Annotated in this window: 13 protein-coding genes; 12 read left to right on the top strand and 1 reads right to left on the bottom strand. The window is 51.3% G+C overall.

The window, feature by feature from the left end; genetic code table 11:
* Positions 1 to 100: 100 nt before the first annotated feature.
* The 10 genes from ACMGGM_RS11095 to ACMGGM_RS11140 all read left to right on the top strand — a co-directional run bounded on the left by ACMGGM_RS11095 (position 101) and on the right by ACMGGM_RS11140 (position 11801).
* A complete protein-coding gene (locus ACMGGM_RS11095) occupies positions 101 to 2002 on the top strand; it encodes a M60 family metallopeptidase (RefSeq protein WP_045134751.1) in 1902 nt (633 codons plus the stop codon).
* 171 nt (positions 2003 to 2173) lie between these two features.
* Complete coding sequence (locus tag ACMGGM_RS11100) at positions 2174 to 3895, top strand: M60 family metallopeptidase (RefSeq protein ID WP_414149172.1); 1722 nt, start codon at positions 2174 to 2176, stop codon at positions 3893 to 3895.
* A gap of 282 nt (positions 3896 to 4177) precedes the next feature.
* Positions 4178 to 4420, top strand: coding sequence for a YhdT family protein (locus tag ACMGGM_RS11105; RefSeq protein ID WP_014885441.1), 243 nt, complete (start codon positions 4178 to 4180; stop codon positions 4418 to 4420).
* Entirely contained in the window at positions 4410 to 5861 is a 1452-nt protein-coding gene (panF, locus tag ACMGGM_RS11110; protein WP_014885442.1) for a sodium/pantothenate symporter, read from the top strand. The genes ACMGGM_RS11105 and panF overlap by 11 nt, the downstream gene beginning before the upstream one ends.
* An 11-nt stretch (positions 5862 to 5872) precedes the next feature.
* A complete protein-coding gene (gene prmA / locus ACMGGM_RS11115; RefSeq protein WP_014885443.1) occupies positions 5873 to 6754 on the top strand; it encodes a 50S ribosomal protein L11 methyltransferase in 882 nt (293 codons plus the stop codon).
* Positions 6755 to 6882: 128 nt separating this feature from the next.
* Positions 6883 to 7623 (top strand): carbonic anhydrase, encoded by a 741-nt coding sequence (locus ACMGGM_RS11120; protein ID WP_045134749.1) that lies wholly within the window; start codon positions 6883 to 6885, stop codon positions 7621 to 7623.
* 330 nt (positions 7624 to 7953) lie between these two features.
* Positions 7954 to 8919, top strand: coding sequence for a tRNA dihydrouridine synthase DusB (dusB, locus tag ACMGGM_RS11125; RefSeq protein WP_014885445.1), 966 nt, complete (start codon positions 7954 to 7956; stop codon positions 8917 to 8919).
* Positions 8920 to 8942: 23 nt separating this feature from the next.
* The gene (fis, locus tag ACMGGM_RS11130; RefSeq protein ID WP_000462905.1) at positions 8943 to 9239 is read left to right on the top strand and encodes a DNA-binding transcriptional regulator Fis; all 297 of its coding nucleotides are present in this window, start codon (positions 8943 to 8945) and stop codon (positions 9237 to 9239) included.
* 179 nt (positions 9240 to 9418) lie between these two features.
* The gene (locus tag ACMGGM_RS11135; protein WP_014885446.1) at positions 9419 to 9583 is read left to right on the top strand and encodes a DUF2556 family protein; all 165 of its coding nucleotides are present in this window, start codon (positions 9419 to 9421) and stop codon (positions 9581 to 9583) included.
* Positions 9584 to 9719: 136 nt separating this feature from the next.
* Positions 9720 to 11801 (top strand): putative bifunctional diguanylate cyclase/phosphodiesterase, encoded by a 2082-nt coding sequence (locus ACMGGM_RS11140; RefSeq protein ID WP_045134748.1) that lies wholly within the window; start codon positions 9720 to 9722, stop codon positions 11799 to 11801.
* Here ACMGGM_RS11140 and envR read toward each other — a convergent pair.
* Complete coding sequence (gene envR, locus ACMGGM_RS11145) at positions 11717 to 12433, bottom strand: acrEF/envCD operon transcriptional regulator (RefSeq protein ID WP_032635392.1); 717 nt, start codon at positions 12431 to 12433, stop codon at positions 11717 to 11719. The genes ACMGGM_RS11140 and envR overlap by 85 nt on opposite strands.
* A gap of 389 nt (positions 12434 to 12822) precedes the next feature.
* On the opposite strand from envR, the gene ACMGGM_RS11150 reads away from it, so the two are divergent.
* The gene (locus ACMGGM_RS11150) at positions 12823 to 13962 is read left to right on the top strand and encodes an efflux RND transporter periplasmic adaptor subunit (protein ID WP_014885449.1); all 1140 of its coding nucleotides are present in this window, start codon (positions 12823 to 12825) and stop codon (positions 13960 to 13962) included.
* Positions 13963 to 13973: 11 nt separating this feature from the next.
* Positions 13974 to 17087 carry an efflux RND transporter permease subunit gene (locus ACMGGM_RS11155; protein ID WP_063943497.1) on the top strand — a complete coding sequence of 1038 codons (3114 nt, stop codon included), beginning with the start codon at positions 13974 to 13976 and terminating at the stop codon, positions 17085 to 17087.
* Positions 17088 to 17379: the final 292 nt, after the last annotated feature.

Consider the following 17379-nt stretch of genomic DNA (forward strand, 5'->3'; position numbering starts at 1 on the left):
TACATTTACTTTTCATTATTCCTCGGTTCTTAACGATATTACAGCGTGATGTAATGAGTCCGTTTTTCTTAATATTTTCTCGATAACGGACATATCTTTTATGAATATACTGAAGAGTGGCATACAGAAAAAATGTGTTGCTGCTGCGCTGTTATGTGCATCGGTAACGTCTTTGCCTTTATACGCTGAAACCACGGCCAACTGGTGGGAAAGATGGCAGGATAACCAGGCCTTCAATGAAGCTCTGGATGAACTCGGTATGAGTTATCAACTGTTATCTGAAGATCCACAAAAAACCCTCACCCGTTCAGCCGACCCGACTGATGTTCTCTACTGGCAAAAGCGCACCATGCAAATTTATGGTGATGCTGACAAAGACATTTATTATATTCCAGCCATTGAAGATCATGATGAAGCTCGTGCCAGAACAGGCTTCACAGGTCGCAATCCCTATTTTAATACCTATTATTATGGTGAAGAGGGTGATACGTTCACATTGACCACCTCTTCCCAACCCGATGATGTGGTCTGCTACGCAGGACTGGAAAATCAATACAGCGGTACAATCACCACTAAATATCAGGTGCAGTTAAATGCCAATCACTCAACGCAATATACCCTGAGTGAAAATGGATTAATGCTGCTGGCCTGCTGGGATAAAAGTGGTACCTATAGCCATATGAACACACTCGTTCGTGTGGATGTCACATCGACGACCGCGAAAAAACACCCGCTATTTGTTTTTGGACTTAACACAAAAGAAGAGTGGAAGGCCCTGAGCCAGCAGAGTACACCGACCGGGCAAACACTCCTGTTTGACGGGCGCTCTCGGTATGTCGTGAATAATTCCACCGCTAAAGCGTCACTGAATACCAATGTGCTGCAAATGCTGCGCGAACAATTAAGCTACGTCATGGACTATGATAGGGTTAACGGGCTTGATGGGTCATCGTATTTACATCAGCCTCTGCGCGGTTTGAATTTCGGTATTTTTAACAGCTGCTGCTGGTCTCAGGGAGGCGCCGGACGTATTGGGATCGGCTTTGGCAACAGCTTACCAACCGAAACCAGCTGGGGCCATTGGCATGAATATGGTCACCAAAATCAGATGACCTGGGCATGGGACGGGTTAACGGAAGTGACAAATAATATTATGTCCGTTTCAGCCTGCCGTGTGTTACGCGGAGAAGTAACGGATAAATCCTGTCACGAAAATCTGTATTACAACAATTTCTCCTGGGATCAGCAGGCCGTCGGTTCTTTCCTGAACTCTGGCGAAACACATCAGTTTGATACTGACAATGACGTCTTCCGTAAATTAATGATGTTTACCCAGCTGAAAACATCATGGCCCGATCTCTTCGCTTATATTGGCAAAGCCTACCGCGAAACCTATAACGAGGGTAAAGGCAAATCTCTGGTTGCAACCAATCAACAAAAAATTGATTTCTTTGTGGTCAATGCCAGCAAAGCAGCGGGGCATGATTTACGTGAATTCTTTACACGTTGGGGTTTAGGCTATTCCGCTGATGCTGACTCACAAATTGCTGCCCTGAACTTACCTCAGCCGAACAAAGTGACGAAAACCTTTACCGGTAGCCTGAACGGCTCTTCCCCGATAACGATTGAAGTTCCGGCTGAAGATAACACTGTGAATATTGCTTTTGTGACCAACACGCCTAAGGCTGGCCCTACCTCTCTGGTCTGGGTTGAGGATGGTGAAACGCCACTGTATGCGCAGGTTGTCGATAGTCGTAACAGAAGCTTCATCGTGAAACTGCGTGGCCAGAACAGCCATGGCGGCTGCAATATTCATTCCGTTAACACCGCGGTTAACTGCAACTCAGGAACAAGCGCATATTTAAGAGTCGCTTATAAAGCAGAAGATAACCCGCATCTGCCTCAGGGCAGCTATACGGGTGTTCTTCATCTGATTGCGCGTGACTGGCACAACACGGACTGGACGGCAAACGTGAATGTCGATCTCTCCATTGTGAAGTAAGTGCTTTATTGCTGCGCCAGTTTCTGGCGCAGCAGAAAATGATTCGGCCTGACTTGCTTATTTATCAGATTGACTACAATGAATATTAATTAGTTCTACATTTAATAATCCGTTACGAAATGTTGTAATTAAACAAGCTTCACCTCATGTTTAATTACGGACATTTTAACTATGAATATATTTCAACATGGAATAAAGAAAACTTTTTCCATCGCAGCACTACTTTGTGCGTCTGTTTCTTCCGCTTGTTATGCGGCAGAGACGGTCTCTACTAACCAAACGATGTGGGACGAGTGGAAAAATAATCCGGGATTTACTGAAGCACTCGATGAATTAGGTATTGACTACAATAATTTAATCAATCCAGCTTATGCATCAACCTATGATGTACAAAATGTCAATAACCCCCTGTTCTGGCTCAACCGTACTTTAAAAGTTTACGGTGAGGCTGAACAAGGTCGCTATCAAATTCCTGTTACCGAAGTTCATGGCAATGGCACGAACAGAACCACCAACGGTGGACGTAATAATTACTTCTTAACACATACATGGGGCGTCAAGGGTGAAAACGTTACCCTCCGTCTCGGTGATGTTCCGCAAAATGTTTCCTGCTATGCTGCCGTTGATCCTAACTACGAAGGTATTGTCGGTCCTGCTAATGAGCTTATTCTGAATGCAAACGGTGACACAACCTACACATTCTCTCAGAACGCGCTGCTTATCGTTGGGTGTCAGGATAAAACCAAAAAAATGGAGAATATTGATACATTCGTCTCCGTTGATATTGTTAACGGCGGTACGTATCACCCCCTCTTTATCTTTGGTATGAATGACAGAGCCGAGTGGCGCCAGCAGGCACAGGCCACAACGCCATCAGGCTACCACTTTATGTTTGATGGCAGGACACGCTTCGTTGCAAGTCAGGCAATTGCGCAAAACTCAGCAACTAAAAATATAGAGCAGACCCTCCGCCAGTCGCTGCTGCGAACCATTACTTATGACAAAGTCGATGGGCTGGATGGCTCGAGCTGGTTGCACCAGCCTAGCCGTGGCTTGCTCTTCGTCTCTTATCAGAGCTGCTGCTGGGCAAATAGCGGGCAAGGGCTGATTGGCGTGGGTGGTGACAGCTCAATCCCTGAGACACCGAGCTGGCTCGACTGGCACGAATACGGTCATCAGTTCCAGATGGGATGGTCCTGGAGTGACCAGGGAGAAGTTACCGTCAACCTTTATTCTATCGCTGCATGTTACACCACCCTCGGCGATACCGATTTCAAAAACTGTCATAGTAATGAAGGCTTTTACGGTTTCGGTTGGGATCAACAAGCTATCGGCACTCTGCTGAAATCCGGGCACACCTGGAATTTTGCTAAAGAAGATCTGTTCCGTAGGGCGTCTTTCTTTGGTGAAATAATGACGAGCTGGCCACAGCTTTACCCGGCACTGTCGAAAGCTTACCGTGAAGTTAACCAGAATGACCCAACCCTGGTTAATAGCAGCCAGAAAAAAATCGACTGGTTTACGCTTAATGCCAGTAAAATCGCCGGCGTTAATCTGAACCAGTATTTCCAGCAGTGGAATATTCCCCTTTCCGCAGAGGCGATTGCAGCAATTAATGCGCTGAATTTACCTCAACCTAAGAAAGTTGCGAAAACCTTTACCGGTAGCCTGAACGGCTCTTCCCCGATAACGATTGAAGTTCCAGCTGAAGATAACACCGTAAATATTGCTTTTGTGACCAACACACCTAAGGCGGGCCCTACCTCTCTGGTCTGGGTTGAGGATGGTGAAACGCCACTGTATGCGCAGGTTGTCGATAGCCGTAACAGAACCTTCATCGTGAAACTGCGTGGCCAGAATCAGCCATGGCGGCTGCAATATTCATTCCGTTAACACCGCGGTAAACTGCAACTCTGGAACAAGTGCATATTTAAGAATCGCTTATAAAGCAGAAGATAACCCGCTTTTGCCTCAGGGCAGCTATACGGGTGTTCTCCACCTGATTGCGAATGACTGGCACAACACTGACTGGACGGCAAACGTGAATGTCGATCTCTCCATTGTGAAGTAAATGCTTTATTGCTGCGCCAGTTTCTGGCGCAGCAGAAAATGATTTGGTATCCCCCCTGCAATGCGTACAATCCGCCTCTCACTATGAATTATCCAGGAGAGTGGATGGACGCTCGTTTTGTTCAGGCCCATAAAGAAGCGCGCTGGGCGCTGTGGCTGACCCTTCTCTATCTTGCCGCATGGTTGGTAACCGCTTACTTACCTAATTCAGACATCGGTATTACCGGCCTGCCACACTGGTTTGAAATGGCGTGCCTGCTGGTACCGCTGGTATTTATCCTGCTGTGCTGGGCGATGGTTAAATTTATCTACCGGGATATTCCGCTGGAGGACGATGATGCAGCTTGAAGTCATTCTGCCGCTTGTCGCATACCTGCTGGTCGTATTTGGCTTGTCCATTTATGCCATGCGTAAAAGGGCGACCGGCGCCTTTCTGAATGAGTATTTCCTCGGTAGCCGTTCGATGGGCGGCGTCGTGCTGGCCATGACGCTGACGGCCACCTACATCAGCGCCAGTTCATTTATCGGCGGTCCCGGTGCCGCGTATAAGTACGGGTTAGGCTGGGTACTGCTGGCCATGATCCAGCTACCTGCCGTCTGGCTCTCTCTGGGTATTCTGGGTAAAAAGTTTGCCATTCTGGCACGGCGCTATAATGCCGTGACGCTCAACGATATGCTGTTTGCACGCTACCAGAGTCGCTTGCTGGTATGGCTGGCAAGCCTGAGCCTGCTGGTCGCCTTTATTGGTGCGATGACGGTGCAGTTTATCGGTGGGGCTCGTCTGCTGGAAACGGCAGCCGGGATCCCCTACGAGACAGGGTTGATTATCTTCGGGGTAAGCATTGCGCTGTATACTGCGTTTGGCGGATTCCGCGCCAGCGTGCTGAACGATACGCTGCAGGGAATGGTCATGCTGATTGGCACGATCGTTCTGCTGGTGGGCATCGTTCATGCTGCGGGTGGACTTACGCATGCGGTGGAAACCCTGGAAGCCATTGATCCGAAACTGGTCTCGCCGCAAGGCGCGGATGATATTCTTTCTCCGGCATTTATGACGTCGTTCTGGGTGTTAGTCTGCTTTGGGGTGATTGGTCTGCCCCATACCGCCGTGCGCTGTATCTCCTATAAAGACAGCAAAGCCGTTCACAAAGGCATTATTATCGGGACGATTGTCGTCGCGATCCTGATGTTCGGTATGCATCTGGCGGGTGCATTAGGACGTGCAGTCATCCCTGACCTTACCGTGCCGGATCTGGTGATCCCGACACTGATGGTTAAAGTGCTGCCGCCATTTGCCGCCGGGATTTTCCTTGCTGCGCCAATGGCCGCTATTATGTCCACTATCAACGCCCAGCTACTGCAAAGCTCCGCGACGATCATTAAAGATCTCTATCTCAACCTGCGTCCTGAGCAGGTAGAAAATGAACGTCGCCTGAAGCGTATGTCAGCCATTATTACGCTGGTGTTAGGGGCATTGCTGCTGTTAGCCGCATGGCGCCCGCCGGAGATGATCATCTGGCTGAACCTGCTGGCGTTCGGCGGCCTTGAAGCCGTTTTCCTCTGGCCGCTGGTGTTGGGTCTCTACTGGGAACGTGCCAATGCTGCAGGCGCGCTGGGCGCGATGATTGTTGGCGGTGTGCTGTATGCCGTACTCGCAACGTTTAAGATTCAGTACCTGGGCTTCCATCCAATTGTGCCTTCGTTACTGCTAAGTTTACTGGCGTTTGTGGTGGGGAACCGTTTCGGTCAGCCCGTCCCACAGTCCGCTATGATTTCTACTGATAAATAAAGAGTTTTGCCATGCCGTGGATCCAATTAAAACTGAACACAACCGGCGCGAACGCCGAGGAACTGAGCGATGCGCTGATGGAGGCCGGCTCGGTCTCCATCACCTTCCAGGACACGCATGACACGCCGGTCTTCGAGCCGCTGCCGGGCGAAACGCGCCTGTGGGGTGATACCGACGTCATTGGACTTTTCGATGCCGAGACCGACATGAAAGAGGTCGTCGCGATTCTGGAAAACCATCCACTGTTAGGTGCAGGTTTCGTGCACAAAATCGAACAGCTGGAAGATAAAGACTGGGAACGGGAGTGGATGGATAACTTCCACCCGATGCAGTTTGGCAAGCGTCTGTGGATCTGCCCAAGCTGGCGCGAAGTGCCTGATGAAAACGCCGTCAACGTGATGCTCGACCCGGGCCTGGCATTTGGTACCGGCACCCACCCGACCACCTCCCTGTGCCTGCAGTGGCTGGACGGTCTGGATCTGGCAGGAAAAACCGTGATCGACTTCGGCTGCGGCTCCGGGATCCTCGCTATCGCGGCGCTGAAACTCGGTGCGGCAAAAGCGATTGGGATCGACATCGATCCGCAGGCAATTCAGGCCAGCCGCGATAACGCCGAGCGTAACGGCGTCTCCGATCGTCTGGAGCTGTATTTGCCGGATGCGCAGCCAGCGGCCATGAAAGCCGACGTGGTGGTCGCCAACATCCTGGCAGGCCCGTTACGTGAACTGGCACCGTTAATCAGCGTACTGCCCGTTGAGGGCGGTCTGCTGGGGCTTTCAGGTATCCTGGCAAGCCAGGCCGACAGCGTGTGTGAAGCCTACGCGGATCTCTTCGCCCTTGACCCGGTGGTAGAGAAAGAAGAGTGGTGCAGGATCACCGGTCGTAAAAAATAAGCATTTGGCGTGGTCATCTGACCACGCCTCTCCTCCACTGATAGTCCTCTCTCCCCGCGCATTTCTCCGGTAAAATAACCACACAAATCATAATGATTTGAATTACAACAATTCACCGGAAGAATATTATGAAACACATTACTGGCAAGGCAGCGCTGATTGCGCTGAGTATGATCTCGGCATCAGCTTTCGCTTCACACTGGAGCTACGAAGGGGAAGGTTCACCGGAACACTGGGGTGAACTGGACGAGGCCTACAAGGCCTGTCAAAACGGGATGAATCAGTCTCCGATTAACATTGAATCGACCGCAAACGCCCATTTCTCTCCGCTTAAAACGCACTACATTGATGGCCCTATGACGTTGACGAACAATGGCCATACCATTCAGGCCAGTGAGAAAGCGGATACCCGCGACACGATAACCCTGGATAATCAAGCCTGGACTCTGCAGCAGTTCCATTTCCACGCGCCGAGCGAGAACACCGTGCATGGCAAAAAATACGCAATGGAAATGCATCTGGTGCATAAAAATAGCGCAGGTGAGCTGACCGTAGTGGCCGTCATGTTTGATAAAGGCGCCGCGAACCCGGAGCTTGATAAGCTGTGGAGCGTGATGCCCCAACAGGCTGAACAGAACATCTCCATTAAGCAGGATCTCAACCTGAACAAGCTGCTCCCGGTCAACAAAACTTACTGGCGCTTCAGCGGTTCACTGACCACCCCACCTTGTTCAGAAGGCGTCACCTGGATTGTGCTTAAGCACCCTCTCACGCTCTCAGCTGAGCAGCTGGAGAAATTCACCCATACAATGCATCACGATAACAACCGCCCGGTACAGGCCCTGCATGGCCGTCTTGTGGTCGAATAATCTGCATTTTTTGCCCTGAGATCATGTTCTAAAATGCGACAGAGATCGCAAAGAAGTGAGGAAATCTGCTGCGAAAAACAGCAGATTATCCCGCTCAACTGTCGCGTTTAATGAGAAATGATGAGAAGTTACGGGAAATTGCAAGCGCTCATAAAACAATCATTTAATTATAACCCAATGATTTAAATGATGAATAATTTTTAACGGAATGATTGAGCGGCGATTCCTTGATCTACAACAGTGGATTGTTCAAAGTTTGGCCTTTCATCTCGTGCAAAAAATGCGTAATATACGCCGCCTTGCAGTCACAGTATGGTCATTTCTTAACTCATGCGCATCGGACACCACCAGCTTAGAAATCGCCTGATCGCAGCCCCAATGGCAGGTATTACCGACCGGCCGTTCAGGACGCTGTGCTATGAGATGGGAGCCGGTTTAACCGTATCCGAGATGATGTCGTCTAACCCGCAGGTCTGGGAAAGCGATAAATCCCGCCTTCGGATGGTGCACATTGATGAGCCAGGTATCCGCACCGTGCAAATCGCCGGAAGCGTGCCTGAAGAGATGGCAGATGCCGCGCGTATTAACGTGGAAAGTGGCGCCCAGATTATTGATATCAATATGGGTTGCCCGGCCAAGAAAGTGAATCGCAAGCTTGCAGGTTCAGCCCTTCTGCAATACCCCGATCAGGTGAAGTCTATCCTGACGGCGGTTGTCAGCGCGGTGGACGTTCCTGTTACGTTGAAGATTCGCACGGGTTGGTCGCCGGAACACCGTAACTGTGTAGAGATTGCCCAACTGGCCGAAGACTGTGGCATTCAGGCCCTGACCATTCATGGACGCACTCGCGCCTGTTTGTTCAATGGTGAAGCTGAATACGACAGCATTCGGGCAGTTAAGCAGAAGGTTTCCATTCCGATTATCGCGAATGGCGACATAACTGACCCGCTTAAAGCCAGGGCTGTGCTCGACTATACGGGAGCTGATGCTCTGATGATAGGACGTGCAGCTCAGGGAAGACCCTGGATCTTCCGGGAAATCCAGCATTATCTGGACACTGGGGAGCTGCTTGCCCCACTGCCTCTGGCAGAGGTTAAGCGCTTGCTTTGTTCGCATGTTCGGGAACTGCATGACCATTACGGTCAGGCAAAAGGGTACCGAATTGCGCGTAAACACGTCTCCTGGTATCTCCAGGAGCACGCTCCAGATGACCAGTTTCGGCGCACATTCAACGCCATAGAGGATGCCAGCGAACAGCTGGAGGCGTTGGAGGCATACTTCGAAAATCTTGCGTAATGAAATAAAGAGCTGACAGAACTATGTTCGAACAACGCGTAAATTCTGACGTACTGACCGTTTCTACCGTTAACTCTCAGGACCAGGTAACTCAAAAGCCCCTGCGTGACTCGGTTAAACAGGCACTGAAGAACTATTTTGCTCAACTGAATGGTCAGGATGTTAATGACCTGTATGAGCTGGTACTGGCTGAAGTTGAACAGCCACTGTTGGACATGGTGATGCAATACACCCGCGGTAACCAGACCCGCGCTGCGCTGATGATGGGTATCAACCGTGGTACTCTGCGTAAGAAACTGAAAAAATACGGCATGAACTAATTTCGATTAGCGAAATGCTTGTTTAAAAAGGCGCTACTCGGCATGGGGATGCGCCTTTTTTATTGCCTGTTAATGTTATCGTCAACGCTTTGTAAACCCTCGCGTATCCCGCTTTTAAACCGCAACTTTTCGTGTATATTTCCACCACTTCAGTGGTTCTCTTCTCGCGGAATGACACAATGATTCGTAAATACTGGTGGCTGGTTGTCTTTGCAATCTCCGTTTTCCTCTTCGATGCCCTTTTGATGCAGTGGATTGAACTGATGAGCACTGAAACCGACAAGTGCCGCAATATGAACTCCGTGAACCCGCTCAAATTAGTGAACTGCTCAGAACTCGATTAACGCCCTGACGTCACTGCCCCCCGAATTACCCACTAAAAACGGGGATTTAAAACCCTTTGAGCCGTTACCTTACGGTGATAATGTCTCGCCCTTCTCAACCTCTCCTGCTTAACGTCAGACACGAGTAGAACCGACCATGCTGGTTAGCCAATACAACCTTATCCTTGTAGTTCTTTCCTTCGTTGTGGCCATCCTCGCGTCGTATACCGCACTGAATATGGCGGCACGCGTCGCCGGAAGTCAGGGCGTCGCCGCCCGCGTCTGGTTGGCTGGCGGCGGTATTGCGATGGGCATTGGCGTGTGGGCTATGCACTTTATCGGCATGCTGGCGATGGACCTCTCCATGAGCATGAGTTACAACGTCAGCCTGACCATTTTATCCATGGTCATTGCCGTGGGTTCTTCACTGTTTGCACTCTGGCTCGTCAGCTGTGAACAACTGCGCTTGCGCCGTCTGCTACCCGGCGCGCTGGTGATGGGAAGCGGTATTATCGCCATGCATTACACCGGTATGGCCGCGCTGGAAGTGAGGCCCGGTATCGTCTGGGACACGTTGTGGGTGGCCATTTCAGTCGTCATTGCCCTTGCCGCTTCGCTTGCTGCATTGTGGCTGACCTTCCGCCTGCGTCACGAAGCGGCTCAGGTCGTGCTGATGCGTCTGGGTGCCGCCATCACAATGGGCATTGCCATTGCCGGTATGCACTACGCCGGGATGAGAGCCGCGCAGTTTCCAATGTCGACGATGACGCACCATGTTGGTATTAACAGCAGCTGGCTCGCCATGTTGGTCAGCGTCGTCGCGCTCTCTATTCTTGGGATCACCCTGCTGGTGTCGATGCTGGATGCCCGTCTTCAGGCACGTACTGCCCTACTGGCCTCATCGCTTGCAGAAGCGAACCGGGAACTTGCTCAACTGGCGCTGCAGGATACGCTAACGCGTCTGCCCAACCGCATCCTGCTGGAAGACCGACTTGATCAGGCGATCAGTAAAGCCGATCGTGAAGGAACCCATTTTGCGCTGATGTTTATGGATCTCGACGGCTTTAAAGCCATCAATGACGCCTATGGTCATGATGTCGGTGACAAACTGCTGGTCGCCGTTACGCAGCGTCTGCTGCTGCTTCTGAAGGGCCAGTTCACTCTTGCACGTATCGGCGGTGATGAGTTTGTTCTGCTGGCTGAGGGCGAAGGCCCGGACGATGCGGCCTCGCTGGCAAATTCGCTGGTACGCGCGATCGATAGCCCGTTCAACCTCGACCCGTATGAACTGATGGTGACCCTCAGCATTGGTATCGCTTTTTATCCTCACGACGGCAAAACCGAACGCGAGTTGATGTTTAACGCCGACGCGGCGATGTACCACACCAAGCATATGGGCCGAAACGGTTATCACTTTTTCCAGCCTTCCATGAACACCCTGGCGCAGACCCATCTTCAGTTAATGAACGATCTGTGGATGGCCATCGAACGCAATGAGCTGCGCCTGTTGTATCAGCCAAAATTTCACGCGCCCGCAGGACCTCTCCTCGGGTTTGAGGCACTGTTGCGCTGGCAACATCCTAAGCAGGGACTACTGACGCCGGATCTTTTCCTGCCACTGGCGGAAAAGACGGGGCTTATCATCCCTATTGGTAACTGGGTGATCAATGAAGCCTGCCGCCAGCTGAGAGAATGGCATCTTCAGGGACATCAAGACTGGTCAATGGCTGTAAACCTGTCGACATTGCAGTTTGAACAACCATCACTGGTTAAAACGGTTCTCGACTGCCTGGAGCGCCATCAGGTACCGCCGGAAATGCTGATCCTGGAAGTTACGGAAACGACGGCAATGAGCAACCCGGATGAGAGCGTACGGGTGCTGACAGAATTGACGAATGCAGGCGTGAAAGCGTCCATTGATGACTTTGGAACCGGGTATTCAAGCCTGCTGTATCTCAAGCGCTTACCGGCCTGTGAACTGAAGATCGACAGAGCATTTGTAAAAGAGTTAAGCGGGGAAAGCGAGGATACCACCATTGTCTCGGCGATTGTGGCTCTCGCAAAAACACTTAACCTGAAAGTCGTGGCTGAAGGTGTGGAAACCGAAGCCCAACAAACCTTTTTAACAGAGCTGGGTTGTAACACCCTTCAGGGTTATCTGTTAGGCAAACCAGCCAGCGCGCAGACCATAGAGGCGCTTTGTGCGCGAGGTGAAATGTTGCCTGGCGCTGAGCTGTAGTCATCTTGAGGCGACACGCGCAAGACAGGGAGTGTCGCCAGAATACTGTCGACCAGAGCGGGTGCCTGTTGATAGAGATTAAAACTGTCGGTGTTCATTAACCAGTTTTTAATGATTCCGCTAAAAAAGCCATGCAATACAATCATGGTCAGCTCAACATTCATCTGCGCCGCAACGATTCTCTGAGAAATACATTTTTCCAGCGTAATACGTAAAGAATCATAATTAAAGCCAATGCGTTTACGGATTTCATCTTCTGAAATCATATCGCTATGAAACTCACATTTATGATACAGAATTTGTAAAAGCGCGCATTGCCGGGGTTCATGCGCGATATACTGTAGCGCAGTAATAAATTGCTCACGAAGCATTAACAACGGGTCATCATTTTCGGAAAGAGAAAGCCTGTCACAAATAATGTCACGCAGCGGTAATTGCTGTTCCCAGATCGCATTAAATATCTCTGCTTTACTGGTAAAGTGCCAGTAGATGGCACCGCGCGTAACCTTTGCGGCATCCGCGATATCCGTCAGCGTGGTACTGGCCACGCCACGCGTCGCAAACTGCCCGATAGCCGCCTCAATCAACTGCTGTCGGGTCTGTTGAGCCTCTTCTTTTTTTTTACGCGCCATAGGCAGCTACTCGTTACTCACTGGGTTTATACGTAACCTCGGGTTCGGATGGCTGGAATTATTCCCTAAAACCCGTTTTCATTTTGCACAAAAAAAGTCAAATCCCTTAACTCATAATTTATACAAATGCATAATCAATATTTAATTCATGATATGAATATTTTAAGGCATTAAACCCTCTTTATGTGGTTAGCCTGGAGGGGAGTATATTCATATCTTCTCCGGGCCCCATTCTGATTTTTCCTTCACGCCTCGTCATTCGCACTTATAAATTAAAAAACATTAAATATCCTCATTATTATACGCAGCTACATTTTATTTTTTTATCCCTCTGCCCCAACGACCGTTCTACGGCAAATCTCGGTTAATGGGTATTTAAAGGAACAGTAATGACGAATCATTTCAGACGTTTGCCCTTATCCGGTTTCATTGTCTGCGCTGTACTGCTCTCTGGATGCGATGGCCAGGAAAACCAACAACAACATCCCCAGGCACCTCAGGTCAGCGTGCATATCGTGAAAAGCGCGCCGCTGGCGGTCACCACTGAACTCCCGGGCAGAACGGATGCATTCCGCGTGGCGGAGGTTCGTCCACAGGTTAGCGGTATCATCCTGCGTCGTAACTTCACGGAAGGTAGCGATGTAAAAGCAGGAGATTCGCTTTACCAGATTGATCCTGCGACCTATCAGGCGGCTTACGACAGCGCGAAAGGTGAGCTGGCGAAGGCCCAGGCGGCGGCCAATATTGCGCATCTGACAGTAAAACGTTATCTCCCGCTGGTAGGCACCCAGTATGTCAGCAAGCAAGAGTATGACCAGGCCGTGGCAACAGCCCAACAGGCCGATGCCAGTGTTATCGCCGCCAAAGCCGGCGTCGAAAGTGCACGTATTAACCTTGCCTATACCAAAGTGACGTCTCCCGTCGATGGGCGCATCGGCAAATCCAGCGTGACAGAAGGTGCTCTCGTCACGAACGGGCAGGCCTCTGCACTGGCAACAGTCCAGCAGCTTGATCCGATTTACGTCGACGTCACCCAGTCCAGCAATGAATTTATGCGCCTGAAACAGACAAGCCTGCAAAAAGGCGACACGGCCAGCAGCGTTGAACTGCTGATGGAAAATGGTCAGCCTTATCCGCTGAAAGGAACGTTGCAGTTCTCAGACGTCACGGTGGATGAAAGTACCGGTTCGATTACCTTGCGCGCCATTTTCCCTAACCCTCAACACCTTCTGTTACCCGGGATGTTCGTTCGCGCCCGCATTGATGAAGGCACACAGCCGAATGCAATTCTGATTCCCCAGCAGGGCCTGACCCGTACGCCGCGAGGGGATGCAACCGTCATGGTGGTTAACGATAAAAACCAGGTTGAGCCACGCACCGTCGTTGCGCCTCAGGCCATTGGCGATCGCTGGCTGGTGACGGAAGGGCTGAAAAACGGTGACCGCGTGATTGTCAGCGGATTACAAAAAGCCAGGCCAGGTGCCACCGTCGTCGCCACCCCAGATACCACCACAGCGCCCGCCAGTTAAGGAACGACGACATGGCTAATTTCTTTATTCAGCGGCCGGTTTTCGCCTGGGTACTTGCCATCATTTTGATGATTGCAGGCGGGCTGGCTATTCTCAAACTGCCCGTTGCCCAGTATCCAACGATTGCCCCGCCAGCCGTTGCGATTTCCGCAACCTACCCCGGCGCAGATGCCCAGACGGTACAGGATACCGTGACCCAGGTTATCGAACAGAACATGAACGGTATCGATAACCTGATGTATATGTCCTCCACCAGCGATTCAGCGGGTAATGTCACCATCACCCTGACCTTCGAGTCGGGAACAGACCCGGACATCGCCCAGGTGCAGGTGCAGAACAAGTTGCAGCTGGCCATGCCGCTGCTGCCGCAAGAAGTTCAGCAGCAAGGGATTGGCGTTGAGAAGTCCAGCAGCAGCTTCCTTTTGGTCGCCGGTTTTGTTTCGGACAATAAAAGCCTTACTCAGGATGATATCTCCGACTACGTCGCTTCGAACGTCAAGGATGCCATCAGCCGAACATCGGGTGTCGGCGACGTTCAGCTGTTTGGTGCCCAGTATGCGATGCGCATCTGGCTCGACAGTAACGCGATGAACAAATACCAACTGACGCCGCTGGATATTATCAATCAGTTAAAAACGCAGAACGACCAGATAGCGGCAGGCCAGTTGGGTGGAACACCATCAGTCCCTGGACAGCAGCTGAATGCCTCCATCATCGCGCAAACTCGCCTGAAATCACCGGAAGAGTTTGGTCGCGTCACGCTCAAAGTGAACCAGGACGGCTCAATGGTTCATCTGAAGGATGTGGCTCGCATTGAGTTGGGTGGCGAAAACTACAATATGGTGACCAAAATCAACGGGCAGGCGGCAACCGGTCTGGGGATTAAGCTCGCTACTGGTGCAAACGCGCTGGATACGGCGGCAGCCATCAAGAGCAAGCTGGCACAACTGCAACAGTTCTTCCCGCAGGGACTGAAGGTCGTCTACCCCTACGACACCACGCCTTTTGTGAAAATCTCGATTCATGAAGTGGTGAAGACCCTGTTTGAGGCGATCATTCTGGTCTTCCTGGTCATGTATCTGTTCCTGCAAAACCTGCGGGCAACGCTGATCCCAACGATCGCCGTGCCGGTTGTTCTGCTGGGGACCTTCGCCGTGCTGGCTGCGTTCGGTTTCTCCATCAATACCCTGACGATGTTTGGGATGGTGCTGGCGATAGGGCTACTGGTTGATGACGCCATCGTGGTCGTCGAGAACGTTGAGCGCGTGATGGTGGAAGATAAACTGCCGCCGAAAGAGGCCACGCAGAAGTCGATGGAGCAGATTCAGGGCGCGCTGGTGGGGATCGCCATGGTCCTCTCGGCGGTCTTTGTTCCGATGGCCTTTTTTGGTGGCTCGACTGGGGCCATCTATCGCCAGTTCTCGTTAACTATCGTTTCCGCGATGGCGCTATCCGTGCTGGTCGCGCTGATCCTGACCCCTGCACTCTGCGCAACGTTGCTTAAGCCCGTCTCCAGCGACCACCATGAGAAGAAAGGGGGCTTCTTTGGCTGGTTCAATGCGCTCTTTGATAAGAGTGTGGAACACTACAGCAACAGCGTGAGCGGTATTTTGCGTAAGACCGGTCGCTATCTGGTGGTGTATGTCATTATTGTTGGTGGCATGGCGGTGTTGTTCCTGCGCTTACCGACCTCCTTCCTGCCCGAAGAGGACCAGGGGGTCTTTATGACAATGGTTCAACTCCCGGCGGGGGCGACCCAGACGCGTACTCAGGCGGTCCTCGACCAGGTTCAGGACTACTATCTGGACAAAGAGAAGGCGAACGTTGAATCCGTCTTCACCGTAAACGGCTTTAGCTTTAGCGGCCAGGGTCAGAACTCCGGTATTGCCTTTGTCAGCCTGAAGCCCTGGGAGGAGCGCCCGGGCGAGAAAAATAGCGTTGAAGCTATCGTGGGTCGCGCGACAAAAGCGTTCAGTCAGATTAAAGACGGCCTGGTGTTCCCGTTCAACCTGCCTGCGATTATTGAGCTTGGAACCGCAACGGGATTCGACTTTGAACTTATCGATCAGGCTAACCTGGGACATATCCAGCTGACGCAGGCACGTAATCAACTGCTCGGGATGGTAAAAGAGCACCCAGACCTGCTGGTGCGCGTGCGTCCAAACGGACTGGAAGATACGCCTCAGTTCAAGCTGGATGTCGATCAGGAAAAGGCGCAGGCATTGGGCGTCAGTCTTTCCGACGTCAACCAGACTATCTCGACGGCGTTGGGTGGCACCTATGTGAACGACTTTATCGACCACGGGCGCGTGAAAAAAGTTTACGTGCAGGCAGATGCCCGTTTCCGCATGCTGCCGGGGGACATTAACAACCTTTACGTGCGCAGCGCGAACGGAGAGATGGTCCCCTTCTCCGCCTTTAGCTACTCTCACTGGGTTTATGGCTCACCTCGCCTGGAACGCTTCAACGGGATGCCTTCAATGGAGATCCTCGGGGAATCCGCACCGGGTAAAAGTACCGGGGAAGCGATGGTGTTGATGGAAAGCCTGGCCGCAAAACTGCCTGCAGGAATTGGCTATGACTGGACGGGCATGTCTTATCAGGAACGCCTTTCCGGTAACCAGGCGCCCGCACTGTATGCCATTTCACTGATCGTGGTGTTCCTGTGTCTGGCGGCCCTGTATGAGAGTTGGTCCATCCCATTCTCCGTGATGCTGGTTGTGCCGCTGGGTGTTATCGGTGCTCTGCTCGCCGCGTCGCTGCGCGGATTGAACAATGACGTCTATTTCCAGGTCGGCCTGCTGACGACAATTGGCCTGTCGGCGAAAAACGCCATCCTGATTGTCGAATTTGCTAAGGACCTGATGGATAAAGAAGGTAAAGGGATTATTGAAGCCACCCTGGAAGCATCAAGGATGCGCCTTCGACCAATCCTGATGACCTCCCTGGCCTTTATCCTTGGCGTCATGCCGCTGGTAATCAGTACCGGAGCCGGGAGCGGTGCGCAAAATGCTGTCGGTACGGGCGTTATGGGAGGCATGCTTTCCGCGACGCTGCTGGCGATTTTCTTCGTTCCCGTTTTCTTTGTGGTTGTCCGGCGACGGTTTACCCGCCATAAAGAGTAACGTCCCCATGAAAGGCACCCTGTGGTGCCTTTTTTATTTTTAATATAAACAATAAATTAGACATTATTGAATTGCAGTGTTAAAAATGCGGTGATTTACATTAAGTAGAAACGCCCTGTTGTGTCTCCATAATTTCTCCATTAATTCATCCTGAAACCGACTTTTCTCCACGATTTTTACAAACGACATACTTTGAGATTATTCCCCGTGCAACGAGGTGTTATCCCGGTGGTAAAATAGCCTCCAGTTCGTTAATAGCCCTCCTGGCTTTGTAGCGAATGAGAAATAATAC

The organism is Enterobacter sp. BNK-14 (assembly GCF_047456095.1).
Classification (GTDB): domain Bacteria; phylum Pseudomonadota; class Gammaproteobacteria; order Enterobacterales; family Enterobacteriaceae; genus Enterobacter; species Enterobacter kobei.

Bases quoted from the DNA above. Each gene is read 5' to 3' on its own strand.
- panF (WP_014885442.1), top strand. From the start codon at position 4,410: ATGCAGCTTGAAGTCATTCTGCCGCTTGTCGCATACCTGCTGGTCGTA.
- fis (WP_000462905.1), top strand. From the start codon at position 8,943: ATGTTCGAACAACGCGTAAATTCTGACGTACTGACCGTTTCTACCGTT.
- ACMGGM_RS11150 (WP_014885449.1), top strand. From the start codon at position 12,823: ATGACGAATCATTTCAGACGTTTGCCCTTATCCGGTTTCATTGTCTGC.
- dusB (WP_014885445.1), top strand. From the start codon at position 7,954: ATGCGCATCGGACACCACCAGCTTAGAAATCGCCTGATCGCAGCCCCA.
- ACMGGM_RS11120 (WP_045134749.1), top strand. From the start codon at position 6,883: ATGAAACACATTACTGGCAAGGCAGCGCTGATTGCGCTGAGTATGATC.
- ACMGGM_RS11135 (WP_014885446.1), top strand. From the start codon at position 9,419: ATGATTCGTAAATACTGGTGGCTGGTTGTCTTTGCAATCTCCGTTTTC.
- ACMGGM_RS11140 (WP_045134748.1), top strand. From the start codon at position 9,720: ATGCTGGTTAGCCAATACAACCTTATCCTTGTAGTTCTTTCCTTCGTT.
- prmA (WP_014885443.1), top strand. From the start codon at position 5,873: ATGCCGTGGATCCAATTAAAACTGAACACAACCGGCGCGAACGCCGAG.
- envR (WP_032635392.1), bottom strand. From the start codon at position 12,433: ATGGCGCGTAAAAAAAAAGAAGAGGCTCAACAGACCCGACAGCAGTTG.
- ACMGGM_RS11100 (WP_414149172.1), top strand. From the start codon at position 2,174: ATGAATATATTTCAACATGGAATAAAGAAAACTTTTTCCATCGCAGCA.
- ACMGGM_RS11105 (WP_014885441.1), top strand. From the start codon at position 4,178: ATGGACGCTCGTTTTGTTCAGGCCCATAAAGAAGCGCGCTGGGCGCTG.
- ACMGGM_RS11155 (WP_063943497.1), top strand. From the start codon at position 13,974: ATGGCTAATTTCTTTATTCAGCGGCCGGTTTTCGCCTGGGTACTTGCC.
- ACMGGM_RS11095 (WP_045134751.1), top strand. From the start codon at position 101: ATGAATATACTGAAGAGTGGCATACAGAAAAAATGTGTTGCTGCTGCG.